21 protein-coding genes are annotated in these 23,191 nt (G+C 70.5%); 10 read left to right on the forward strand and 11 right to left on the reverse strand.

The window, feature by feature from the left end:
• Positions 1–50: 50 nt before the first annotated feature.
• Together AC6CH0_RS07510 and AC6CH0_RS07515 are read right to left on the reverse strand one after the other, a co-directional pair.
• Positions 51–869: an ABC transporter permease gene (locus tag AC6CH0_RS07510; RefSeq protein ID WP_498099303.1), complete on the reverse strand. Its 819-nt coding sequence runs from the start codon at positions 867–869 to the stop codon at positions 51–53.
• On the reverse strand, positions 862–1,872 hold the full coding sequence (locus AC6CH0_RS07515; protein ID WP_498099305.1) for an ABC transporter ATP-binding protein: 1,011 nt from the start codon (positions 1,870–1,872) through the stop codon (positions 862–864). The genes AC6CH0_RS07510 and AC6CH0_RS07515 overlap by 8 nt, the downstream gene beginning before the upstream one ends.
• Here AC6CH0_RS07515 and AC6CH0_RS07520 point away from each other — a divergent pair.
• Positions 1,864–2,676 (forward strand): TetR/AcrR family transcriptional regulator, encoded by an 813-nt coding sequence (locus AC6CH0_RS07520; protein ID WP_498099307.1) that lies wholly within the window; start codon positions 1,864–1,866, stop codon positions 2,674–2,676. The two genes, AC6CH0_RS07515 and AC6CH0_RS07520, sit on opposite strands and share 9 nt — an antisense overlap.
• A 110-nt stretch (positions 2,677–2,786) precedes the next feature.
• Here the strand turns inward: AC6CH0_RS07520 and AC6CH0_RS07525 are convergent, their stop codons facing one another.
• The 3 genes from AC6CH0_RS07525 to AC6CH0_RS07535 all read right to left on the reverse strand — a co-directional run bounded on the left by AC6CH0_RS07525 (position 2,787) and on the right by AC6CH0_RS07535 (position 5,756).
• Entirely contained in the window at positions 2,787–4,151 is a 1,365-nt protein-coding gene (locus AC6CH0_RS07525; protein ID WP_498099309.1) for an NAD-dependent succinate-semialdehyde dehydrogenase, read from the reverse strand.
• Positions 4,152–4,237: 86 nt separating this feature from the next.
• Positions 4,238–5,005 carry a PDC sensor domain-containing protein gene (locus tag AC6CH0_RS07530; protein WP_498099311.1) on the reverse strand — a complete coding sequence of 256 codons (768 nt, stop codon included), beginning with the start codon at positions 5,003–5,005 and terminating at the stop codon, positions 4,238–4,240.
• Positions 4,986–5,756: a FadR/GntR family transcriptional regulator gene (locus AC6CH0_RS07535; RefSeq protein ID WP_498099313.1), complete on the reverse strand. Its 771-nt coding sequence runs from the start codon at positions 5,754–5,756 to the stop codon at positions 4,986–4,988. Before AC6CH0_RS07535 ends, AC6CH0_RS07530 begins: the two co-directional genes overlap by 20 nt.
• Positions 5,757–5,868: 112 nt before the next feature.
• Here AC6CH0_RS07535 and AC6CH0_RS07540 point away from each other — a divergent pair, with 112 nt between their 5' ends.
• The 3 genes from AC6CH0_RS07540 (at position 5,869) to AC6CH0_RS07550 (ending at position 10,099) form a co-directional block, all read left to right on the forward strand.
• Positions 5,869–7,209, forward strand: a complete 1,341-nt coding sequence (locus AC6CH0_RS07540; protein WP_498099315.1) for a CaiB/BaiF CoA transferase family protein — start codon at positions 5,869–5,871, stop codon at positions 7,207–7,209.
• On the forward strand, positions 7,206–8,402 hold the full coding sequence (locus tag AC6CH0_RS07545) for an acyl-CoA dehydrogenase family protein (RefSeq protein WP_498099317.1): 1,197 nt from the start codon (positions 7,206–7,208) through the stop codon (positions 8,400–8,402). The genes AC6CH0_RS07540 and AC6CH0_RS07545 overlap by 4 nt, the downstream gene beginning before the upstream one ends.
• A gap of 167 nt (positions 8,403–8,569) precedes the next feature.
• The gene (locus AC6CH0_RS07550) at positions 8,570–10,099 is read left to right on the forward strand and encodes an aldehyde dehydrogenase (NADP(+)) (RefSeq protein WP_498099319.1); all 1,530 of its coding nucleotides are present in this window, start codon (positions 8,570–8,572) and stop codon (positions 10,097–10,099) included.
• A 54-nt stretch (positions 10,100–10,153) separates the two neighbouring features.
• On the opposite strand, the gene AC6CH0_RS07555 is transcribed toward AC6CH0_RS07550, so the two are convergent.
• Positions 10,154–10,480, reverse strand: a complete 327-nt coding sequence (locus AC6CH0_RS07555; protein WP_498099321.1) for a hypothetical protein — start codon at positions 10,478–10,480, stop codon at positions 10,154–10,156.
• Positions 10,481–10,770: 290 nt separating this feature from the next.
• Here AC6CH0_RS07555 and AC6CH0_RS07560 point away from each other — a divergent pair, with 290 nt between their 5' ends.
• From AC6CH0_RS07560 to AC6CH0_RS07575, 4 genes are all read left to right on the forward strand, one after another.
• Positions 10,771–11,589, forward strand: coding sequence for an amino acid ABC transporter substrate-binding protein (locus AC6CH0_RS07560; protein WP_498099323.1), 819 nt, complete (start codon positions 10,771–10,773; stop codon positions 11,587–11,589).
• Positions 11,590–11,622: 33 nt separating this feature from the next.
• A complete protein-coding gene (locus AC6CH0_RS07565) occupies positions 11,623–12,285 on the forward strand; it encodes an amino acid ABC transporter permease (protein ID WP_498099325.1) in 663 nt (220 codons plus the stop codon).
• Positions 12,272–13,072: an amino acid ABC transporter ATP-binding protein gene (locus AC6CH0_RS07570; RefSeq protein ID WP_498099327.1), complete on the forward strand. Its 801-nt coding sequence runs from the start codon at positions 12,272–12,274 to the stop codon at positions 13,070–13,072. Before AC6CH0_RS07565 ends, AC6CH0_RS07570 begins: the two co-directional genes overlap by 14 nt.
• A 166-nt stretch (positions 13,073–13,238) precedes the next feature.
• Positions 13,239–14,006 (forward strand): Pr6Pr family membrane protein, encoded by a 768-nt coding sequence (locus tag AC6CH0_RS07575; RefSeq protein ID WP_498099329.1) that lies wholly within the window; start codon positions 13,239–13,241, stop codon positions 14,004–14,006.
• Here the strand turns inward: AC6CH0_RS07575 and AC6CH0_RS07580 are convergent.
• The 3 genes from AC6CH0_RS07580 to AC6CH0_RS07590 form a co-directional block, all read right to left on the reverse strand.
• Entirely contained in the window at positions 13,903–15,432 is a 1,530-nt protein-coding gene (locus tag AC6CH0_RS07580) for a flavin monoamine oxidase family protein (protein ID WP_498099331.1), read from the reverse strand. The two genes, AC6CH0_RS07575 and AC6CH0_RS07580, sit on opposite strands and share 104 nt — an antisense overlap.
• A gap of 56 nt (positions 15,433–15,488) precedes the next feature.
• Positions 15,489–16,895 carry an aspartate aminotransferase family protein gene (locus AC6CH0_RS07585; protein ID WP_498099333.1) on the reverse strand — a complete coding sequence of 469 codons (1,407 nt, stop codon included), beginning with the start codon at positions 16,893–16,895 and terminating at the stop codon, positions 15,489–15,491.
• Between the two features lie 106 nt (positions 16,896–17,001).
• Positions 17,002–18,486 (reverse strand): CoA-acylating methylmalonate-semialdehyde dehydrogenase, encoded by a 1,485-nt coding sequence (locus AC6CH0_RS07590; protein ID WP_498099335.1) that lies wholly within the window; start codon positions 18,484–18,486, stop codon positions 17,002–17,004.
• Between the two features lie 147 nt (positions 18,487–18,633).
• On the opposite strand from AC6CH0_RS07590, the gene AC6CH0_RS07595 reads away from it, so the two are divergent.
• Positions 18,634–20,301, forward strand: coding sequence for a PucR family transcriptional regulator (locus tag AC6CH0_RS07595; RefSeq protein ID WP_498099337.1), 1,668 nt, complete (start codon positions 18,634–18,636; stop codon positions 20,299–20,301).
• Between the two features lie 79 nt (positions 20,302–20,380).
• Here the strand turns inward: AC6CH0_RS07595 and AC6CH0_RS07600 are convergent, their stop codons facing one another.
• Entirely contained in the window at positions 20,381–20,758 is a 378-nt protein-coding gene (locus AC6CH0_RS07600; RefSeq protein ID WP_498099339.1) for a cupin domain-containing protein, read from the reverse strand.
• Entirely contained in the window at positions 20,755–22,203 is a 1,449-nt protein-coding gene (locus AC6CH0_RS07605) for an NAD(P)/FAD-dependent oxidoreductase (RefSeq protein ID WP_498099341.1), read from the reverse strand. Before AC6CH0_RS07605 ends, AC6CH0_RS07600 begins: the two co-directional genes overlap by 4 nt.
• 178 nt (positions 22,204–22,381) lie before the next feature.
• Between AC6CH0_RS07605 and AC6CH0_RS07610 the strand changes: the two genes are divergently transcribed.
• Positions 22,382–23,167 carry a glycoside hydrolase family 16 protein gene (locus AC6CH0_RS07610; protein WP_498099343.1) on the forward strand — a complete coding sequence of 262 codons (786 nt, stop codon included), beginning with the start codon at positions 22,382–22,384 and terminating at the stop codon, positions 23,165–23,167.
• Positions 23,168–23,191 lie beyond the last annotated feature (24 nt).

Below are 23,191 nucleotides of genomic sequence, written 5' to 3' on the forward strand. Positions count from 1 at the left end.
CGAGGAGCAGGAGGTACCCGGTGACCGGTGCGGCGCTCATGAGATCGAGCCTAACGCCGCCGGACGAGTGCCCGGATGGTGATCCCGATTCCGGCGACGCACCACGCGCACAGCACGAGCAGGTCGCGGCCGTCGGCCGTGAAGGTGTCGGCCGCCAGTCCTGCGCGCAGGAGGTCGGCGCCGGGGCGCAGCGGGAGGAAGTCGTGCACCGTCTGGAACCAGCCGGGGAGCTGGCTTTCGGCGAAGGTGATGGGGGAGAAGAGGAGCACGAAGAACACCAGCACCTGGGCGACCAACTGCGCCAGCATCGGCCGCAGGGTCACAGCGATCGCATACCCGACCGCGGTGGCCATCACGGTGATGAGGAGGGCCGCTGCAACGAGCACGGGCCAGTCGAAGGAGAAGGTGAGATCGTACCGCAGCCATCCCACGATGACCGCGACGGCCACGCTGGGCAGCGCGATGATCAGCCAGACGGTGAGGTCGGCGGCGAAGAGCAGCGGCCGTGCAATGGGCAGGGAGCGCATGTAGTCGAATGTGCCGTCGGCCCGAGCGCGCGAGACACCCTGCGGGACGATCACCAGCCCGATGGTGAGGAGCAGCACGGTCGGGGCGCCCGTCGTGAGGAACATCGCCGTCGCCGAGTCGATGTCGGGGATGAGGAACCCGAACCCGATGATGATGCCGGCGGCGAGGAGGGCCTGGATGATGATGACGAGCGGCAGCAGGCTGCCGATCTGCGCGAATGTCCAGCGGAGCAGGGTGCCGTAGCTGGACCAGAGGCTCACGGCTCGAGCCGAGCGCGGTGCCTGCCCGGGCTCGAGTGCGGCGAGTTCGGCGGCCTCGGTCACGGCGGGCGATTCAGACATTCGGGGCCTCCAGGGGGACGGATGCTGCAGACATCGAGTGCGGGGTGGGGCTGTCGGTCTCGCGCGCGGTGATCGAGAGGTAGGCGTCCTCGAGTGTGGTCGGCCCCAGCGAGTAGCCGTCGAGTCGGTTCTGGGCGCGCAGCTCCGTGGCCCAGGTCACGGCCGGAGCCGCCTCGCTCGCCGCCACCGTCAGCAGCACGCGCCGGCCGGTGCGCACGAGACGCAGCGCGGTGACGGGAATCTCGCGGGGATCTGCCGTGGGGTCTGCGCCGCCCGGTGGGAGCTGCAGGTCGAGGCGGAGGTCGCCGTCTCGCGTGCCGCGAAGCTGCGCGGGAGAGCCCGAAGCGATCACCTTGCCGCGATTCAGGATGACGAGGTCGTCGACGATCCGTTCGGCCTCGACGACGTTGTGGGTGACGAGCAGGACGCCGGCGCCCTCGTCGCTCCGCCGGCGAACGGCGTCCCACAGGAGGCGCCGGCGGGAGGCGTCGATGTCGTTCGTGGGCTCGTCGAGCACGAGGAGAGGAGTGGGTGCCGCGACCGTCATGGCGAACGCGGTGAGACGCCTGATGCCACCCGACAGGCCGCGGCCCTCTGGCAGTGCGCGCTGATCGAGCCAGGGGGCGATGTCCAGCTCCTCCGCCAGGTGGGTGGCGGCTGTTTGCGCATCCCGATCGGACAGGCCGCGGATCCGGCCGGCGATCTCGATCGCCGTTCGCGGCGTCAGGCCATCGATCGGCGCTTGGGCTTGCGGTTGCATCGCGACGTGGCGTCGAGCCGCCGCCGGGCTCGCTATCGCGTCGGTTCCGCCGACGTGAATGGTGCCGGAGTCGGGCCGGAGCAGGCCGACGATCTGCGAGACGAGGGTGGTCTTCCCGGCGCCGTTGTGCCCGAGAAGGCCGACGACTTCGCCGGGGCGGACCTGCAGGGTCAGGTCGTCGTTCGCAACGGTCGTGCCGAAGCGTCGCGTGAGACCCGCGACCTGCAAGACGTCGTGGTCCATGATTCCTCCGAATACTGTGGGTATCTGAATACCGACAGTATTCCGATACCGAAGGGATGTCAACGCATCGATTCCGAATATGATCGGTGCATGGCCCACCTCCCTTCCCCGCGCTCTCGGCAGGAGAGCCAGCGGCAGACACGGGAGGCGCTGGTGCTGGCGGCGCGCGCGGTGTTCGCCCGCGACGGGTATCACGGCGCGAATCTCGAGCTCATCGCGCGCGAGGCCGGCTTCTCCAAAGGGGCGGTCTACTCGAACTTCGAGAGCAAGGCCACGCTGTTCCTCGCGGTGATGGACGCGAACATCGAGACGGCGCTCGCCGACGGCTCGTGGGACCTCTTCGAGCAGCCGGAAGCACCAGATGCCGGACGCTACGGCAGTGATGACGTCGTCGCAGCGATCCGGGGCTTCGCGCTCGCATCACTCGAGTTCATCGCGACGGCCGCCCGCAACGAGAGCTTGGCCGTCGAACTGGCCAAGCGGATGGCGACGCTGACCGATGCCTACGCCGCGGTCGCCGAGCAGTCCCGGCCCCCAGGCGAAGAACTGTCCGCCGACGAGGTCGGTGCGCTGCTCACCGCGCTCGACCAAGGTGCTGCACTGCTCACCCTGAGCGGAAGCGCCGCGCTCGACCAGCGAGTGACCCGCACCGGCATGCGGCGTCTGCTCGACCCGAGCCGAGCGGGCGAGCAGGTGTATGACGATGAGGTGGTCGGGCCGGCGCTGCACGACCGGGTGATTCAGCGCAGGATCGCCGCCGCGATCGGCGACGAGGTGGCGCCCGACGAAGGACGCCGCGTCTAGCGCGCGAGCTCGAGCGCGTCGGGCGGCGCATCACCTCGCGCACGAAGAAGACGCGACCGAAATCCCGGTCGCGTCTTCTCTGGTGCTGGCGCGGTGCAGCGCTTCGCGCGTCAGCCGATTCGGATCATCTTCTTGTTGACGAACTCGTCGGCGCCGAAGCGGCCGAGCTCACGGCCGGAACCCGATCGCTTGACGCCGCCGAACGGCAGCTCGGCGCCGTCGGCGCCGACGACGTTCACGAAGACCATGCCGGCCTCGATCGAGTCGGCCACGCGCAGCGCCTGCTCGGCGTCGGTCGTGAACACGTACGAGCCGAGTCCGAACGGGGTGTCGTTCGCGAGCTGCACGGCCTCGGCCTCATCTGCGACCTTGAAGACCTGCGCGACCGGACCGAAGAACTCCTCGTGGAACGCGTCGGAGCCGGGCTTCACGTCGGTGAGCACGGTGCCGGCGTAGAAGTTGCCCTCGGCAGTGCCGCCGGCGACGAGGGTGGCACCCTGCGCGACGGCGCGCTCGACCTGCTCGGTGAGGGTCTCGGTCGCTTTCGCCGAGGAGAGCGGGCCGAGGCCGGTGCCCTCCTTCGTCGGGTCGCCGGTCTCGACCGCGGTGATCGCCGCCGTGAACTTGTCGAGGAAGGGCTGGTAGAGCTCGTCGACGACGATGAAGCGCTTGGCCGCGTTGCAGGCCTGCCCGTTGTTGTCGAGCCGCGCCGCGACGGCCGCTTCGACGGTCGCGTCGAGGTCGTCGGTCGAGAGCAGGATGAAGGGGTCGCTGCCGCCGAGTTCGAGCACGACCTTCTTCAGGTGACGGCCGGCGATCTCGGCGATCGCGGCACCCGCCCGCTCGGACCCGGTGAGCGAGACACCCTGCACGCGCTTGTCGCCGATCACCGTGGCGATCTGGTCGTGCGAGGCGTAGATGTTGACGTAGGCGCCCTCGGGGAAGCCGGCGTCGCGGAAGATCTGCTCGATCGCGGCCGCCGATTCGGGGCACTGCTCGGCGTGCTTCAAGAGGATGGTGTTGCCGATCACGAGGTTCGGGCCGGCGAAGCGGGCGACCTGGTAGTACGGGAAGTTCCACGGCATGACGCCGAGCAGCACGCCGAGCGAACCGCGGCGGATGAGCGCCGAGCCCTCGCCGGCGAGCAGCTCGATCGGCTCGTCCTTCAGCAGGGACTCGGCGTGGTCGGCGTAGTACGCGTAGATGTCGGCGCTGAAGTCGACCTCGCCGTAGGCCTGTTCGATGGGCTTGCCCATCTCGCGCACGATGATCGAGGCGAGTTCGTCGCGACGCTCGAGGTGCAGCTCGCCGACCCGGCGGATGAGTGCGGCCCGCTCGGCGACGGAGGTCGAACGCGACCAGGTGCGGTGCGTCTCGTCGGCCGAGGCGATGGCGCTCTCGAGCTCGGAGTCGGTGATCGTCGGATACGTCTTGACGGTCTCACCGGTTGCAGGATTGATCACGGCATAGCTCATGGGGTTCTCCTTCTCGGGTGCACACACGCCAGAGCTTCGTCTGCCGCGGTGCATACGCTCACGTCAAAGATATAGCAACGGATGATTCATTTCGACCCGGATGCCGCGGGCTCGACGAACACTCGGAACGGGGTGCCGGGGCACGCCTCGCTCTCTGCCGCCGAATCGGCGAGTTGCCCGACCTGCAGCGTCGGATCGGTCGAGAGCACCACGCGGCCCGCCTCGTTCACGAGCGCGAGCGGCGCCGGCACCTCGAGGAACGCGCCGAGCAGCTCCTGCTCGAGGCGGCGCACCGAGATGTCGGCGCCGACGACGCCGACCATCCCCACTTCGGTCGAGGCCGTCGTGGTGCTGGCGGTCGCGCTGGCGCGTGCGACGGAATGCACCGGCATCGTGAGCGTCAGGATGTAGTCGCAGGTGCAGAGGTGGTCGACGTAGGGCCCGGTCACGTGCGCATGCCGAGTCGATGCCGGGATCGAGTACCACTCGAGCGCGCGGAAGTCTCGGAGGTACTCGGTGTAGCCCCGCGTCGAGAGATCGAGTCGGGTCGGCTCGGTCGTCGAGCCGAGCACCGGGTTGGCCTCGAGCGGGCCGAGCCACCAGGCGAAGTGCACGTCGCGGCCGCGCACGATCTCGCCGTCGGCGATGAACCCGGCGCCCACGAGCAAGGGATGCGGCTCGATCAGCCGGGGCAGCACGAGTTCTGAGACGGCGGTGTCGAGCTCGGCGGGACGCACCTCGGGCGACGCGTCGATGACCGCCTCGATGGGCCGCCGCCACCCGGCGAGCAGGTCGAACACGCCGGCGAAGACCTCGCCGACGCCGGCGGCGACCTCACGCGCTGATCGGCTCATCGAGACCACCTCCCCGTTCGATGCGGGCCTTCGCGGCGAGCAGGTGCTCGGAGAGCCCGCGCACGAGCTCGCCGGCCGCCTCGCGCGCCGACGCCGGGCGGCCGGCCGCGACGGCGCGCATGATGGCGTGGTCGTGCGCCGCGACATCCGTGCGCGCCGCTGCATCGTCGAGGCCGAGCAGGAGCAAGGGGCCGAACTCGGCCTGCAGGCGGATCTGCTCGCGCACGAGCCTGGCCGACTGGCTGAGCACGGCGAGCTCGAGGAAGAACCCGCCCTGATTCGTGCGGGCGGATGCCGCGGCACCGAAGTCCGCCGCGTCGAGCCACGCTCCGAGGCGCTCGGCATCGGTCGCCGACGCCCGCTCGGACGCTCGCTCGGCGACGCCCGCGAGGATCGCTCCGAAGTACACCGACATGTCGCTGAGCTCGACCATCGCGAGGCCCCGCAGCCGGGTCGTGATGAGCGAGCGGTGGTCGGCGTCGTCGGCGACGACGAAGCTGCCGCCGTCGCGGCCCCGGCGGGTCTCGACGAGACCGGCTTCGCGCAGGATGCCGAGTCCCTCGCGCACGGTGATGAGCGCGACGCCGAATCGGCGGGCGAGGTCGGGTTCGCTCGGCAGGCGCTCGCCGGCTCCGAGCACGCCGAGCACGATGCCGTCGGTCAGGCGCTGGGCGACCTGCTCGGCACGGCCCGCGTCGGCGAGCTGGGCGAACACCGCCTCGCGCGCGCCCGGCCCCACCCTCGACTCCATGCGTTCAGGCTAGCCGAGCGCACGCGGCGTGAGTGGCGGCGCGCTGCGAAATCATTCAAGATAGGATGAATTGGAGCGGCCAGGGGGTCGCCGACATGCGAAGGCGGATGGCATGCACGATCGACGCACCAGCGACGACGGCGGCGCCCAGGCCGCGCCCCCGCCCGGCGAGGCGATCGTCGAGGAGTCGTCTGGCGCGCTCGCGGGCGTTCGGGTGGCCGACTTCTCGCGAGTGCTCGCCGGCCCGTACGCGACGATGATGCTCGCCGACTTCGGCGCCGACGTCGTGAAGATCGAGTCGCCCGGCGGCGACGACACCCGGCACTGGCGCCCGCCCGTCGACGCGAACGGACAGGCCACCTACTTCGGCAGCGTCAACCGCAACAAGCGCTCGGTGGCACTCGACCTCACGGACGCCGCAGGGCTCGCGGCGGCGCGGCGGCTCGCGGCATCCGCCGATGTCGTCATCGAGAACTTCCGGCCCGGCGTGATGGATCGCTTCGGGCTCTCCTACGAGGAGGTGCGCGCCGGCAACCCCGGCGTCGTCTACTGCTCGATCACGGGCTTCGGTGCCGGGGAGGGCGCGGCGCTCGCCGGCTACGACCTGCTCGTGCAGGCCGTCGGCGGCCTCATGTCGATCACCGGTGCCGCCGACGGCGAACCGGCGAAGGCGGGCGTCGCCCTCGTCGACGTGCTCACCGGACAGAACGCGGTCGCCGGCATCCTGCTCGCGCTGCGTGAGCGCGATCGCAGCGGCCGCGGCCAGTTCGTCGAGGTGAACCTCATGCAGAGCCTGCTCTCGGCGCTGACCAACCAGGCGGCGTCGACCCTCGCCACGGGTGCTCCGCCGCGGCGGCTCGGCAACGCGCATCCGAGCATCGCGCCGTACGCGGTCTTCCACGCCGCCGACCGGGAGCTCGTGATCGCCGTCGGCAACGACAAGCAGTTCCGCGCGCTCGCCGAGGTGCTCGGCGCCGCTGCGGATCTCCGTACGCGTCCTCCTTCGTCGGACGCTCCTCGATCGGCGGATCTCGTCGGTCGAGTAGCGAGCGTCAGCGAGCGTATCGAGACCCCTGCTGCTCCTCGACCGGGGCTGGCGGAGGACGCGCGATTCGCGAGCAACGGCGACCGGGTCGCGCATCGCGCCGAGTTGACCGAGCTCATCGAAGAGGGGCTCGCCGCGGCATCCGCTGCGCACTGGGTCGAGGCGCTGAACGCGGCGGGCGTGCCGGCCGGCCTCGTGAACGACGTCGCCGAGGCGATCGCATTCGGCGAAGCGCTCGGCCTCGAGCCGGTCGCCGAGATCGTGGCGGGCACGCACTCGAGCCGCACGGTCGCGAACCCGATCGGCCTCTCGCGAAGCCCCGCCGCCTATCGCACCCCGCCGCCCGCGCTCGACGAGCACGCCGGCGCCGACTGGCATCCGACCCCCTCGAAAGGACCGCACCCGTGACCTCCGCCCCTACGATCGACGCCGTATTCGACCTCGACGCCCTCTTGAGCGCCGAGGAGCGCGAGTGGCAGCAGAAGGCCCGCGCGTTCGCGCAGGAGCGCATCCTCCCGGTGATCGAGCAGGACTTCGAGGCGAAGCACTTCCGCCACGAGTTCGTCAAGGAGCTCGGCGACGCCGGCTTCCTCGGCATGCACCTCGACGGCTACGGATGCGCCGGAGCCGGCGCGGTCTCGTACGGACTCGTCTGCCTCGAGCTCGAAGCGGCCGACAGCGGGTGGCGCACCTTCGTGTCGGTGCAGGGCTCGCTCGCGATGAGCGCGATCCACAAGTACGGCTCCGAGGAGCAGAAGCAGCGGTGGCTGCCGGGCATGGCGGCGGGCGACCTCGTCGGATGCTTCGCGCTCACGGAGCCCCAGGGCGGCTCGGACCCCGCCGGCATGACGACGACCGCACGCCGTGACGGCGACGGCTGGGTGATCGACGGGGCGAAGCGCTGGATCGGCCTCGCCTCGCTCGCCGACGTCGCGGTCGTCTGGGCGAAGGTCGACGACCCGGCGACGGCCGGCGGCGACGATGGCCGGGCGGTGCGCGGGTTCCTCGTGCCGACCTCGACGCCGGGCTTCACGGCGACGCCGATCGACGGCAAGCTCTCGATGCGCGCCTCGGTGCAGTGCGACATCGCCCTCGACGGCGTGCGGGTCGGCGATGAGGCGCTGCTGCCGGGCGCGAAGGGACTGTCGGGCCCGTTCGGCTGCCTGAACGAGGCACGCTACGGCATCGTCTGGGGCGCCATGGGCGCCGCGCGTTCGTGCCTCGAGGCCGCCATCGAGCGTTCGACCTCGCGCGAGGTATTCGGCCGGCCGATCGGCGCGAACCAGCTGATCCAGGCGAAGCTCGCCGACATGTTCCTCGAGGTCGAGAAGGGGGTACTGCTCGCCCTGCACCTCGGGCGGCTGAAGGAGCGCGGAACGCTCACGCCCGCGCAGATCAGCGTCGGCAAGCTCAACAGCGTGCGCGAGGCGTTGCACATCGCGCACGAGGCGCGCGCGATCCTGGCGGGCGACGGCATCACGAACGCATGGCCCGTCATGCGGCACGCGGCGAACCTCGAGTCGGTGCGCACCTACGAGGGCACCGACGAGATCCACCAGCTGATCCTCGGGCGCGAGCTCACGGGGCTGAACGCGTTCTGACCCCCGGCCCCGGCCCTCACTCCTCGCCCTGATGCTTGCACTCGCCCTGATGCTTGCACTCGCCCCGAGTGGGCGATCTTGGCGGTGAGGCGGGCGAATGGCAACCAAGATCGCCCACTCGTGAAATCGCGCATGATGAATCGAGCAGGTCAACGGGAAGGCACCACATGAGTGAGCACACGAAGCAGCCGGCGACGGATGGCGCGGGCATCGCACCGCGCGATGAGCGGCGGCTCCTCGACGACCCGATCGTGTCGGATGCCGCCACCGACGTCGACGTCGCGGTTCGGCTCGCCGCGGCATCCGGCGTCGACCGCTCGTCGCGGGCCGACCGTGCCCGGTGGCTGACCGCGCTCGCCGACGCCGTCGAGGCGCATCGCGACGAACTCGTCGCGCTCGCCGGCGAAGAGACGCACCTCGGTGCCGCACGGCTCGCGGGAGAGATCACGCGAACGGCGACGCAGCTGCGGTTCTTCGCCGGCGTCGCACGCGAGGGATCCTACGTCGAGGCGACCCTCGATTCACCCGACGCCTCGCTCACGCCGCCGCGCCCCGACCTGCGGCGCATGCTGCGTCCGATCGGCGTCGTCGCGGTCTTCGCGGCGTCGAACTTCCCGTTCGCGTTCTCGGTGCTCGGCAACGACACGGCCTCGGCGCTCGCCGCCGGCTGCCCGGTCGTCGTGAAGGCGCATCCGGGGCACCCGCGGCTGTCGTCACGCGTCGCCGAGATCGGGCGCGCGGCGCTCATCGAGGCGGGCGCGCCTGCTGCGGCGCTCGCCCTGGTCGACGGCTTCGACGCGGGCACCGTGCTCGTGCGGCATCCGCTGGTCTCCGCCGTCGGGTTCACCGGCTCGACGCGCGGCGGACGCGCGCTCTTCGATCTCGCCTCGGCGCGGCCGGCGCCGATTCCGTTCTACGGCGAGCTCGGCTCGATCAACCCGGTCGTGGTGACCGAAGCGGCGGCCGCAGCGGATGTCTCGGGCATCGCGGTCGGGCTGGCCGGTTCGTTCACCCGCGACGGCGGTCAATACTGCACGAAGCCGGGGCTCGTGTTCGTGCCCGAGCGGGCCGGATTCGAGGAAGCGCTCGTGACCGCACTCGACGGCGCGCCGGCGCAGACCCTGCTCACCACCGGCATCGCGAGCGCATTCGAGGCGGGGTCGGCGGCACTGCAGTCGCGCGACCACGTCGAGCTCGTCGTGGCGGGCGACCGGGCGACGGATGCCGCGGCTCCCGTCGTCGTCGCGACGTCGGCCGATGCGTTCGTGGCCGATCGCGAGACGATCCTCGAAGAGTGCTTCGGCCCGCTCACGGTGCTCGTGCGTTATGCCGACGCCGCGCAGCTCGGAGACGCGCTCGCGGTGCTCGAGGGATCGCTCACCGCGACGATCCAGCACGCGCCCGACGAAGACGTCGCCGCATTGACGAACGCACTCGAACGCATCGCCGGCCGAGTCGTCTACAACGGCTGGCCGACCGGCGTCGCGATCGCCTGGGCTCAGCACCACGGCGGCTCGTGGCCGGCGTCCACCGCGTCGGTGCACACCTCGGTCGGGGCGACGGCGATCCGCCGATGGCTCATGCCCATCGCCTACCAGGATGCGCCGGCCGCCGTGCTGCCGCCGGAGCTCGCCGACGGCAACCCCCTCGGCATCCCGCGCCGTGAAGACGGCGTGCTCGACACCGCCCGTCGGTAGCCCTCCGACACTGAAGGGGCGGCCCGAACGGGCCGCCCCTTCAGTGTCGAGACCTCAGTTGATGCCCGGGATGACGAGCCAGCGGTTGACGAGAATCAGCCAGAGCGCGATGAGTACGATCGCGGCGATCGTGATGCTCAGCCCAGTGCGGCCGCGCACGATGAGGGCGACCACGAGCACGATGAGCGTCACGATGCCGAGCACGAGCGACCCGAACGGGATTCCCGGCAGGAACAGCGACAGCAGGAACAGGGCGGCGACGATGACCTCGATGATGCCGACCACCGAACTTCCGCGGCCGCGGAGGCGGCGGATGCCGTCGATGAGTGCGAGTACGCCGCCGACGAGGGCGATGACGAGGAGCCAGGACAGGGTGAACACGGTTGGGGAGATCCTTCCGGTCGGTGTGGGGGAGCACCGCGGCGACGGAGGGGACTCCATCGCCGCGGCCAGCCTATCGACGCCGTCGCGGCGACGGGGAGGGCTTGCGCACGGCGCCTCATCCACGGTATGCCGCGAACGGCATGCGACCGGAGCCGCACGAATCCGGGCCGATCCGGAATGAAACTCGAGGTAACGCCGTTTCTCTCACGGGCGAGCTCGTGATGGACTCGTCTCCGGCGAACGGCACCACGTCGCTGCACAGCATCTCCCCACGAACGGAGCTCTACATGTCTCGCGCCCCCCGCGTTCGCACCCTGCTCGGCCTCGCCGCGGCATCCGTCGCCGTCGTCGCCCTCGCCGCCTGCTCGAGCGGTGCGCCCGCATCGAGCGACGCTGCGAGCGACAACGAGTACGGACTTGTGAAGGCCGGCACCTTGACCGTTGCGACCGAGGGCACGTACCGTCCGTTCAGCTTTCACGAAGACGGGTCAGGCGACCTCGTCGGCTACGACGTCGAACTCGCCGAGGCGGTCGCCGACAAGCTCGGCCTCGAGATCGAGTTCCAGGAGACGCAGTGGGATGCGATCTTCGCGGGCCTCGACGCCGGGCGCTTCGACGTCATCGCGAATCAGGTGTCGATCAACCCCGAGCGCGAAGAGCTGTACCTCTTCAGCGAGCCGTACACCGTCTCGCCGGGCGTCATCGTCGTCAAGGAGGGCGACAGTTCGATCTCGAGCTTCGAGGATCTCGCCGGCAAGACCACCGCCCAGTCGCTCACGAGCAACTGGTACGAGCTCGCTCAGGAGTCGGGCGCGAACGTCGAGGCCGTCGAGGGCTGGGCGCAGGCCGTCGCACTGCTGCAGCAGGGCAGGGTCGACGCGACCATCAACGACAAGCTCACCTACCTCGACGACGTGAAGACCAACGGCACCTCGGGCATCGAGATCGCCGCCGAGACCGACGAGCCGTCGCTCAGCGCCCTGGCGTTCACGAAAGACAAGACGAGCCTCGTCGCGGCCGTCGACGAGGCGCTGGCCGAGCTTCGCGCCGAGGGCGTGCTCGCCGAACTCGGTGAGAAGTACTTCGGCGCCGACGTCTCCGAGTAGCCTCGTCCTGCAACGGACGAAGGCGGTGAGGTGATGAACGGCTGGCAGCTGTTCCTCGATTCCTTCTGGCCGCTCGTGTGGGGCGCGGTGAGCGGTACGATTCCGCTCGCACTCGCGTCGTTCGCGATCGGCCTCGTGCTCGCGCTCGGCGTGGCGCTCATGCGGCTCTCGAAGAACCGGGTGGTGTCGGGCATCGCCCGGTTCTACATCTCGGTGATCCGTGGCACGCCCCTGCTCGTGCAGCTCTTCGTGATCTTCTACGGGCTGCCGTCGCTCGGGATCGTCGTCGACCCGTGGCCCAGCGCGGTCTTCGCGTTCTCCCTGAACGTCGGCGGGTACGCCGCCGAGGTCATCCGCGCCGCGATCCTCTCGGTACCGAAGGGCCAGTGGGAGGCCGGCTACACGATCGGCATGTCGAACGGCACGACCTTGCGCCGCATCATCCTGCCGCAGGCCGCGCGCGTCTCGGTGCCGCCGCTCTCGAACACCTTCATCTCGCTCGTGAAGGACACGTCGCTCGCGTCGCTCATCCTCGTCACCGAGATGTTCCGGGTGGCGGAGGAGATCGCCGCATTCAGCGGACAGTTCATGCTGGTCTACCTCGAGGCGGCGCTCATCTACTGGCTCCTCTGCCTCGTGCTCTCGGGTGGGCAGAGTCGCCTCGAAAGGAGGTTGGACCGCTATGTCGCCCACTGATCCGCTCGCGCCCGGCGCCGCCCCCGACGACTCGGTGCTGCTCTCGGCACGGGGCCTTCGCAAGTCGTTCGGGGACAACGAGGTGCTGCGTTCGATCGATCTCGAGGTCCGTCGAGGAGAGGTCGTCGTGCTCATCGGCCCGAGCGGCTCGGGCAAGACCACCGTGCTGCGCTCGCTGAACGGACTCGAGACACCGGGCGGCGGCACGATCGACTACGCCGGCGGCCCGTCGCTCGACTTCGCACGGCCCATCTCCAAGGGCCAGCGCTTTGCGCTGCGCGACCGTTCGGCGATGGTGTTCCAGCAGCACAATCTCTTCCCGCACAGGACCGTCATCGAGAACGTGATCGAAGGGCCGGTGCGCGTGCAGCGAGTGCCGAAGGCCCAGGCGGTCGCCGAGGCATCAGCGCTGCTCGACCGGGTGGGGCTGGCCGAGAAGCGCGACGCCTACCCCTTCGAGCTCTCGGGAGGGCAGCAGCAGCGCGTGGGCATCGTGCGGGCGCTCGCCCTGAAGCCGCAGCTTCTGCTCTTCGACGAGCCGACGAGCGCGCTCGACCCCGAACTCGTGGGCGAGGTGCTGCAGGTGATCAAGGAACTGGCCGACGAAGGCTGGACCATGGTCGTCGTCACCCACGAGCTGAGCTTCGCGCGCCAGGCCGCCGACGAGGTGCTCTTCATGGACGACGGCGTCGTGGTCGAGCGCGGCGCACCCGGCACGATCTTCACGAACCCGACGCACGAGCGCACGCGGCGGTTCCTCGATCGCATCCTGCGGCCGCTCGACTGAGGGGGCGAGGGTGGTGGGGTCTCGATACGCTCGCTGCGCTCGCTACTCGACCGGCGGGTGGGTCTCGATACGCTCGCTGCGCTCGCTACTCGACCGGCGGGCGCTCGCTCCTCGACCGGCGGGCGGGGCTCGCGAGACCGCGGTGCGCGCCCGCTAGCGTTGAAGCATGCCCGGCTCGCAACGCACCAGCGCTGACGAGCAGCAGCGGGCGCAGGGGGCGCGGCGCCGACGGCGCGCGCTCGGCATCTTCCGACTCTTGATCGCGGCCCTCGAGGTCGTCGCCCTCGTCGGCAACTTCCAGTACGTACTCGGCTTCCGCCTCTTCGCGACCGCGAACTTCTTCAGCTACTTCACGGTGCAGTCGGCTTTCGCCGCCGTCGTGACGCTCGCCATCGCGGCGTCGTTCGCGCTCTTCACGCCGCGTGATCCGGTCTGGCTCGGCGTGCTGCGCACCATGGTCACGGTGTACGTGCTGGTGTCGGGCATCGTCTTCGCGATCATCGTCGCGCAGGCCTCGACCCGTGACTACCGCGTAGACGTGCCGTGGTCCGACACCGTGCTGCACTTCGTGGTGCCGGCGCTCGCCGTGATCGCGTGGACGGTCGACAGCGTCATGGCGACGAATCCGAGGGTTCCGTGGTCGACGACCGGCTGGGTGCTCGTGTTCCCATTGATCTGGCTCGTCTACACGCTGTACCGCGGCGCCGACATCGGCTGGTACCCGTACTTCTTCCTCGACGAGGTGCAGGTCGGCGGCCCGGTCGGCGTCGCCCTCTATTGCCTGCTGGTGCTCGTGATCTTCGTCTCGCTGACTGCCGGGCTCGTCGCCGTCAACCGGAGGCTGTGGCGAAGGGCGCGAGCGAGTCGAGCAGCTCCGCCTGGAACGCCTGATCGTCGAGTTCTTCGAGCCGAGTCGCCTGCCCTGCCGCGATGAGTCCGAGGAGCACCGGCTCGCTGGTGGCCGCGCCGACGTCGATCCATGCCGCAACGGGGGAGAGCGCGCCGACGATGGTCAGCACCTCGGCGGTCGGCGTCTCGTCGGGATCCTCCGGCTCGCCGCCTTGGCCGTCGAAGTCGCCGTCGGGCGCGTCGGGCGCCCCCGAGGCATCCTCGCGCCAGAATGCCTCGTCGAATCGCAGCCAGACGGTGTCGACGACGCCCATGCCGAGCAGCGAGATGGCCCGCTGGTGCCTGAGCGGCAGGGCCGGGCTGAATCGCACGGTGTCGGTCTTGAGCACGCCGAGCGGCACCGTGACGATCGCCCGGTCGACGTTGAGGGACTCACCGGAATCGAGTCGCAGGCTGACCCGCCGCGCGTCGTAGGCGATGCGCGTGACGACGCTCGACACGGCGATGTCGAGTGGCTTTGCGAGCTCGTCGATGTAGTCGGCGAGGCGGCCGGTGATGAGGTTGCCGAGGCGTTGCAGGCGGCGCGGGTCGTAGCGTCCCGCCGAGACCACGGACGCGGCGGCGCCCGTCGCGGGCGCGACACCGCTGTTGATGGTGTGCGCGAGCCAGTCGGCCGGGCTCACTCCAGACGCGTCGGGTTGCGACGGGAGCGGCGCGGCGCCGGAGCCGGCCAGGGCCGCCGCGAGCGAGACGTCGGCCGGCTGCTCGCTCGCCCACTGCTGGGCGGTGGCGATCGCATTGGGTCCCGTCGCTGGAATCGGCACGCGTGCACCCCCGGGCGTGGTGGCCGAGATGGCGGGAACGAAGGGCGAGGTGTCGACGGATGCATCGTGCATGCTGTCGAGCAGTGCCGCGTCGTCGCCCACGAAGGCGGTGCCGAGCTCGACCGGCGCGTCGAACCCCGCAGCATCCACGGAGTGCGCCCGCCCGCCCAGTCGGCTGCGGGCCTCGATGACGACGACCTCGAATCCCGCGTCGACGAGTTCTCGTGCCGCCGTGAGGCCGGCGATGCCCGCCCCGATGACGGCCACGCGTTCGCCGGCCTCGCCGAGCCGGGCGACGGCGGCGGCGGCCCGCACCCCCGACGCGCGTGCCCCCTCGAACGTGCCCGGCGCATCGGTCTCCGTCGCCTCGCCCGAGATGACGAGGCGTTCGGCGACCGGCTCTGCGAGCGCCTCGCGCAAGCCGGTCTCGGCGCCGACCGCGTCGAAGCTGAAGGCGCCTCGTGCGAACGGGTCGCTGCCCCAACTCGAGCGCTGCATGGCGGTCGGCAGCGGTACGCCGTTCGCAGGCGGTGGCGGGGCCGTCGAGGGTGGCGCGGTCGTGGGCACCGGGCTCGGCCCGGGCTCCGGCCACGTGCAGCTCGCGAGCGCGAGCGTCGCGATGCCCGACAACGAGGCGGCGAGGAAGGTTCGCCGGCCGATGCCGCCGGGCGCCGCCCGAGAGTCCATGTGATTCAGGCTAGCCGACGGGGGTGAGCTTCCGCGGGCCGCGAGCTCTCGGAACCTCAGGCGAGAAGTCCGTCGGCGACGGAGAGCGCCTCGTCGATGATGTCGAGTCCGCGCACGAGTTCGGCCTCGGTGATCACGAGCGGCGGCGCGACGTGCAGCCGGTTGAAGTGCACGAACGGCCAGAGTCCCGCGCTCTTGCACGCCGCAGCGACCGCCGCCATCGGTGCGGCATCCGCCCCGCTCGCGTTGAACGGCACGAGTGGTTCGCGAGAGTTCGCATCACGAACGAGCTCGATCGCCCAGAACAGCCCCATGCCGCGCACCTCGCCCACCGCGGGATGCGCCGCGGCCATCGCGCGGAGTCGCGGCCCGACGACGCGCTCGCCGAGGTCGCGCACCCGCTCGAGGATGCCGTCGCGCTCGAACACCTCGAACGTCGCGACACCGGCGGCGCAGGCGAGCGGATGTCCCGAATAGGTGAGGCCCCCGGCGAACGCGACGGTATCGAAGTGCGAGGCTATGCGCTGCGAGATGACGACGCCGCCGAGCGGAACGTAGCCCGAGTTCACGCCCTTCGCGAAGGTGATCAGGTCGGGAACCACGTCGAAGGCGTTGACGGCGAACCACTCGCCGACGCGGCCGAAGCCGACCATGACCTCGTCGGCGATGTAGACGATGCCGTAGCGGTCGCAGAGGTCTCGAACGCCGGCGAGGTACCCGGGCGGCGGCACGAGCACGCCGTTCGTGCCGACGATCGTCTCGATGATGATCGCCGCGATCGTCCCGGCGCCCTCGAGCGTGATGACCTGTTCGAGGTGTGCGAGGGCGCGTTCGGCCTCTTCGGCCTCGCTCGAGGCGTGGAACGACGAACGGTACGGGTACGGGCCGAGGAAGTGCGCGACGCTGCCGTCGCTCGGCTCGTTGGCCCAGCGGCGCGGATCGCCGGTCAGCGAGATCGCCGTCGCGGTGCCCCCGTGGTAGCTGCGGTACATCGAGAGCACCTTGCGGCGACCGGTGACGGCGCGAGCCATGCGCACGGCGTATTCGTTGGCGTCGGCGCCGCCGTTGGTGAAGAACACCTTGTCGAGGTCGCCGGGTGCGACCTCGGCGATGCGGCGGGCGAGCTCGCCCCTGACATCCGACGCCATCGACGGCTGGATCGTCGCGAGCCGCCCGGCCTGCTGCTGGATGGCCGCGACGAGATCGGGGTGCTGGTGCCCGAGGTTCAGGTTCACCAGCTGGCTCGAGAAGTCGAGGTACGCGTTGCCGTCGTAGTCCCAGAACGTCGAACCCTCGCCGGCGGCGATCGGCAGCGGGTCGATGAGCGCCTGCGCGCTCCACGAGTGGAACACGTGCGCCCGGTCGTCGGCGCGCACCTGCGCCTCGGCAGCGGGGTCGGGCAGCGGGTGCCGCGTGCCGTGCCGGTCGGTGTACGTCGCCGTGTCGACGAGGGTGTCGGTCATGGTTGGCCTTTCGCTCGACCGCCGGTCGAGGAGCGGCGGAGCCGCGTATCGAGACCCGCCGCGGGGTCTCGATACGGCGCTGGCGCCTACTCGACCGGCGGGGTGCCTAGTGGTTGGAGGGGAAGCCGAGGTTGATCTGCGACTCGCTGGGGTCGGGCCAGCGCGTGGTCACGACCTTCGAGCGCGTGTAGAAGTGCACCGACTCGGGGCCGTAGATGTGCGAGTCGCCGAAGAGCGAGTTCTTCCAACCGCCGAAGGAGTACGCGCCGATCGGTACGGGGATCGGCACGTTGACGCCGACCATGCCGACCTCGATGTCGACCTCGAACCGGCGGGCGGTGCCGCCGTCGCGGGTGAAGATGGCCACGCCGTTCGCGAACTGGTTGGCGTTGACGAGGGCGACCGCGTCGTCGTAGTTCTCGACGCGCACGACCGAGAGCACCGGGCCGAAGATCTCGTCGTCGTAGACCCGCATGCCCGGCTTCACGTGGTCGACGAGGCTCACGCCCACGAAGAACCCGTCGCCGTCGAATTGCGCGGTCGTGCCGTCGACGACGACGGTCGCACCCTCGGCTGCGGCGCCGGTCACGTAGGAGGCGACCGTGTCGCGGTGCTCACGGGTGATGAGCGGACCCATCTCGCTCGCGGCATCCGTGCCGTCGCCGATCTGCAGGGCGCCCATGCGCGACCGCACCGCCTCGACGAGGTCGTCGGCGACGTCGCCGACGGCGACGAGCACCGACACGGCCATGCAGCGTTCGCCAGCTGAACCGTAGGCGGCCGAGATCGCCGCGTCGGCCGCACCCTCGAGGTCGGCGTCGGGCATGACGACCATGTGGTTCTTCGCGCCGCCGAGGGCCTGTACGCGCTTGCCCTGGCCGGCGGCCCGTTCGTAGATCGACTTCGCGATCGGTGTCGACCCCACGAAGCTCACCGCGCGCACGTCGGGCGAGTCGAGGATCGTGTCGACCGCGACCTTGTCGCCGTGCACGACGTTCAGCACGCCGTCGGGCAGGCCGGCCTCTTGGAAGAGCTTCGCGAGGAACACCGAGGCGCTCGGGTCCTTCTCAGAAGGCTTCAGCACCACGGTGTTGCCGCAGGCGATCGCCGAGGCGACCATCCAGAGCGGCACCATGACCGGGAAGTTGAACGGAGTGATCGCCCCGACGACGCCGACGGGCTGCTTCGTCGAGTGCACGTCGACGCCGCGCGAGACCTGCTCGGAGTGCTCGCCCTTCAGCAGGTGCACGAGCCCGGCCGCGAACTCGACGTTCTCGATGCCCCGCGAGATCTCGCCCGCGGCATCCGATAGCACCTTGCCGTGCTCGCTCGTGACGATCGCGGCGAGATCACCCTGCCGCTCGACGAGCAGCTGCCGCAGCCGGAAGAACACGTCGGCCCGCTTCACGAGCCCCGTGGCACGCCACCCCGGCAGTGCAGCGCGGGCGGCGGCGATGGCCGCCTCGACCTCGACGACGGAGGCGAAGGCGACCTCGTGCTGCTGCGCACCGGTCGCCGGGTTGAAGACCGGTCCGGTGCGTTCGGCGACGGCGGTCTCGCGGCCGGCGATGAAGTGCTGGATGAGGGCCATGCGGTGTGCTCCTTCGAAGGCGGCGGCCACGGATGTCGCGGCATGATGCCGCAGGATCGTGTGCCGGTTGATGCCGACCGGACAGAATGCCCGAGCGTCATCTAAGCTGATGGTCCCCAGCATGACAGAGGAAATGAGGCGCATACTGTGGCAGACCGTCGCGAAGATGAGACGATCCAGACGAATCGTCCGAGCGGCGGGATCGCCGACGACGGGCTTCCGACGGTGCGCGAGATCCTTGCGATCCCGGCGGTCGCGTGGGGGCTGCCCGAGGTGCTGTCGGGTGCTGAGACGCTCGACGCGCACGTGCGCTGGGCCCACGTCTCCGACAGCGCCGGGGTGGCCCGATTGCTCAACGGCGGCGAGCTGCTGCTCTCCACCGGTTCGGGCTGGCCGACCGAGCCGGCCGAGCTCACGGCGTTCATCGGCGGGCTCGTCGAGGCCGGGCTCGCGGGCATCATGCTCGAGCTCGGCGTGCACTACCGGTACGTGCCGGCCGTGGTCGAGGCCGCGGCTCGCGAGCATGGGCTCGCCCTCATCGCCCTGCACCGCGAGGTGAAGTTCGTCGCGCTCACCGAGGCGGTGCACAGTCGCATCATCTCGGAGCAGACAGCTGCCCTGCGCGCCCGCGACGAGGTGCGCGAGCGATTCACCGCACTCGCCCTGCGGGGCTCGCCTCCCGACTTCATCGTGCAACAGCTGGCCCAGACGCTCGGCGCCGCGGTCGTACTCGAGAACCTCGCCCACGAGGTCGTGGCCGCCGAAGTGCCGCTCTCGACCGAAGAGGAGCTCTTCACCCGGTGGGAGGCGCGCTCCCGGCTCGCGCATCGGCAGCACGAGCAGCGCCGGCTCGCGCTCGGCGCCTCGGCCGATGAGTGGCTCATCGTGCCGGTCGAGGCGCGGGGCATCCGCTGGGGCCACCTCATCGCCCTGCCCGGACCGGCGCACCCGGCCGGACGCACGAGCGTGCTCGAGCAGGGTGCCATCGCCCTCGCGCTCGGGCGACTCGCCGACGGTGCCACCGACGAGTGGGTGCGCATCGGCCGGCAGCGCCTCGTCGACGGCCTGCTCTCCGGCAGATTCGCCGGGCTGCCTGCGGCGTCGGCTCGCGTCGAAGCGGCCGGCCTGCCGCTCGACGGCGCGCGGCTCTTCGGCATCGTCGTGACGGGGGCTGCCGTCACGACGGCGGCAGCGGATGTCGCGGCTCGCGAACTCGGCGGGCGCGCGCTCGCCGGTGCCGCGCCCGACGGCACGCTCCCGGTGCCAGGCACGGTCGCGTTGCTCTCGCTGCCGGTCTCTCGCTCGCTCGACGACGCGTCGGCGCGAAGTTTCGCGCGGGCGCTGGTCGGCGGCGACCCGGTCGCGCTCGAGCGGCTCGTGGTATCGATCGGCTCCGAGTCCGGATCGCTCGAGGCGCTCCTCGGATCAGTGCAGGAGGCGATCGACCTCGCGCGCCGGCCGGCGCCGCGAGCGACCCGGGGGCTCGTGCTTCGGCGCTCCGACGATCGTCCGCTGATGCGGCTCGTGACTGCGCTCCGAGACGACCACCGCCTGCTCGAGCACGGCGAGCGGATGCTCGAACCGCTCATCGACTACGACCTCGCGCGCGGCGGCGACCTGCTCGACGTGCTCGGCGCGGTGCTCGCGCATCCGGGCAACCGCACCGCCGCGGCATCCGCTTCGCACCTCTCTCGCTCGGTGTTCTACCAGCGGCTCGCGCTCATCGCCGATCTGCTCGGCGTCGACCTCGACGACGGCGAGACGCTCACCGCGCTGCACCTCGCCCTGCTGGTGCGGCGCAGCGTCGCGCGGTAGGTGATGTCGGCCGGCACTGGCCGGGGTCGTCGAGCGGAACGGGCTCACGAGAGCAGCCCTTCGCACGTTGCGAACGCGCTCAGGGGGAGACGTAGAGCTTGCGCAGCGTCTGGCGCACGGTCCAGATCGTGCGCATGCCGGCTTCGAGGCGCACCACGGATCCGGGGGTGAGTTCGACCGGGCTGCGGTACGGCCCGTCGGCCGCCGCCGACTCGAACTCGACCGTCGCCGCGCCCGCGAGCACGACGAACACCTCGTCGACCTCGACGTCGCGCATCGCGCCGGGCGTCATCTCCCAGATGCCGATCTCGCGGCCGTCGGCCGTGTCGAGTGCGAGCAGTCCGGTCGTCGGCGCGCCCGCGACGATCTGCTCGGCCGGCACGGGCTCGTGCGTCAAGCGAGCGGATGCGGCATCCGTCACCGTTCCCGCGAGCAGCCGCAGCTCATCGTTGCTCACGAGTCGAACCCCAGGCCGAGGGCGTCGAGGGTCTTCAGCAGCAGGTTGCGCTTGCCGCGGTCGTGGTCGGCACGGTCGAGCGACCAGCGCGTGGCGTTGATGCCGATCGCGGCGGCGGGCTCGGGCGGGAACGGCAGCGGGCGCTTGCGCACCATCTCGAGCGAGGTGCGCTCGTTGTCGCGGCCCTCGAGGAGGTCGAGCATGACCTCGGCGGCGAAGCGGGTCGAACCGACGCCGAGCCCGGTGAAGCCCGCCGCATAGGCGACGCGCTCGTCGCGGGCGGTGCCGAAGAACGACGTGAACTGCGTGCTCGTGTCGATCGCGCCCGCCCACTGGTGGCTGAACCGCAGGCCCTCGAGCTGCGGGAACGTCGTGAAGAAGTGACTTGCGAGCTTCTGCCAGGTCTCGGGCCGGTTCTCGTACTCGCTGCGCACCTTGCGGCCGTAGTGGTAGATCGCGTCGTACCCGCCGAAGAGGATGCGGTTGTCCTTCGACAGTCGGTAGTAGTGGAACTGGTTGGCCATGTCGCCGATGCCCTGGCGATCGTTCCAGCCGATGTCGGCGAGCTGTTGCGGCGAGAGCGGTTCGGTCATCAGCACGTAGTCGTAGACCGGCACGGTCATCAGGCGATTGCGCTTCAGCAGCGACGGGAACACGTTCGTGGCGAGCACGGCGTGCGCGGCGTCGACCCGGCCGCCATCGGTGACGACCGACACGGCGCCCGTCGAGCCGGGGGTGTCGAGGCGCTTGACGGGGGAGCGCTCGAAGATCTCGACTCCGAGTTCTTCGGCGATCCGAGCGAGCTCGGCGGCCAGGCGTGCCGGGTGCAGCATGCCGTTCGTGCGCTGCTCCCAGACGCCCGCGAGATACGTCGGCGAGGCGACGGATGCCTGCACCTGCGCCTCATCGAGGTAGACGATGCCCGTTTCGCCACGTTCGACCGCCTCGGCGTGCCACTCGCGCAACCACTCGACCTGGTGCTCCTCGATCGCCGGCGCGAGCTGGCCGGTGCGCTCGAAGTGGAAGTCCATGCCGAACTCGCCCTCGGCGGCCTCGATCGCGTCGAGGTTGGCGAGGCCGAGGCGGTCGAGCGTCGCCATCTCCTTCGGCCACCGCGCCATGCCGTTCTCGTGCCCGTGGGTGAGGCTCGCCTCGCAGAAGCCGCCGTTGCGGCCGGATGCCGCCCAGCCGATGGACTTCGCCTCGACGAGCACGACGTGCGCGTTCGGGTTGCGGCGCTTCGCGAGCACCGCGCTCCAGAGGCCGGTGTAACCGCCGCCGACGATGACGAGGTCGGCCACGAGCTGGCCCGTGAGCTTCGGGCGGCTGCCCACGGCACCGGCCGGCAGGTCGTCGAGCCAGAACACGGAGTGCCTGGTGTCGGCGAGCGAGCGCTGCACGACGGATGCGGGTGGTTGGCGTCGTTCGAAGACGGTGGTGCCCACGGGGATCACTCCGATGCGGTTGTGGTGGTTCCATCCTCCCGCGGCGGCAGCGGCTGCCGCCAGAGGCGCCGTGTCCCGACATCCGCCCGTCGCCAGACACCCTGCCCGGAGACCCGCGTCGCGGCCATCGATTCGGTGTCGGATGCCGCGGTGTCGGTGCCCCGCGCCAAGATGGGACGTGCCCGATTCGATCGACTACACCCGCTACGAGCTCGAGTTCGACGCCGACTTCTCCGGCAGCGACCTCGACCCCTCGCAATGGCTCCCGTACTACCTGCCGCAGTGGTCGAGTCGAGAACGCACCCGCGCCCGCTACGACGTCGGCGGCGGCCGACTCGCACTTCGCGTCGACGCCGATCAGGCCGCGTGGTCCGAGGAGTACGACGGTTCGGTCCGGGTGTCGAACCTGCAGACCGCCGTGCGGTCGGGACCGGTGGGCAGCACGTCGGGGCAGCATCCGTTCCGAGCTGGGCTCGTGGTGCGCGAGGCGCAGCCCGACGTGCGGCTCTACACCCCGCACTACGGACTCATCGAGGTGCGCGCCGCCGTCACCGTCGGCGAGCACAGCATGGCGGCGCTGTGGATGATCGGCATCGAAGACTTGCCCGAGCAGTCGGCCGAGATCTGCGTGTTCGAGATCTTCGGGCGTGAGATCGGCGAGCACGATGCGCTCGTCGGCATGGGGGTGCACCCCTTCAACGACCCGTCCATTCGCGACGACTTCGCGCGGGTTGCGATGCACGGCGATGCACGGGCGTTCCACGACTACGCCGTCGAGTGGGCGCCGGGGTCGACGACCTTCTTCATCGATGGCCGCGAGGTGCGGCGCAGTGACCAGTCTCCCGACTATCCGATGCAGCTGATGCTCGACCTGTTCCACTTCCCGCCCGAATCGGGTGACGCCGTCGAGTATCCGCAGGCGTTCACGGTCGACCGGGTGCGTGGGTACCGGCGCCTCGAATAGCCCTGGTCGGTTCTCAGCGGTGCG

This window comes from Agromyces sp. GQ35 (assembly GCF_059758475.1).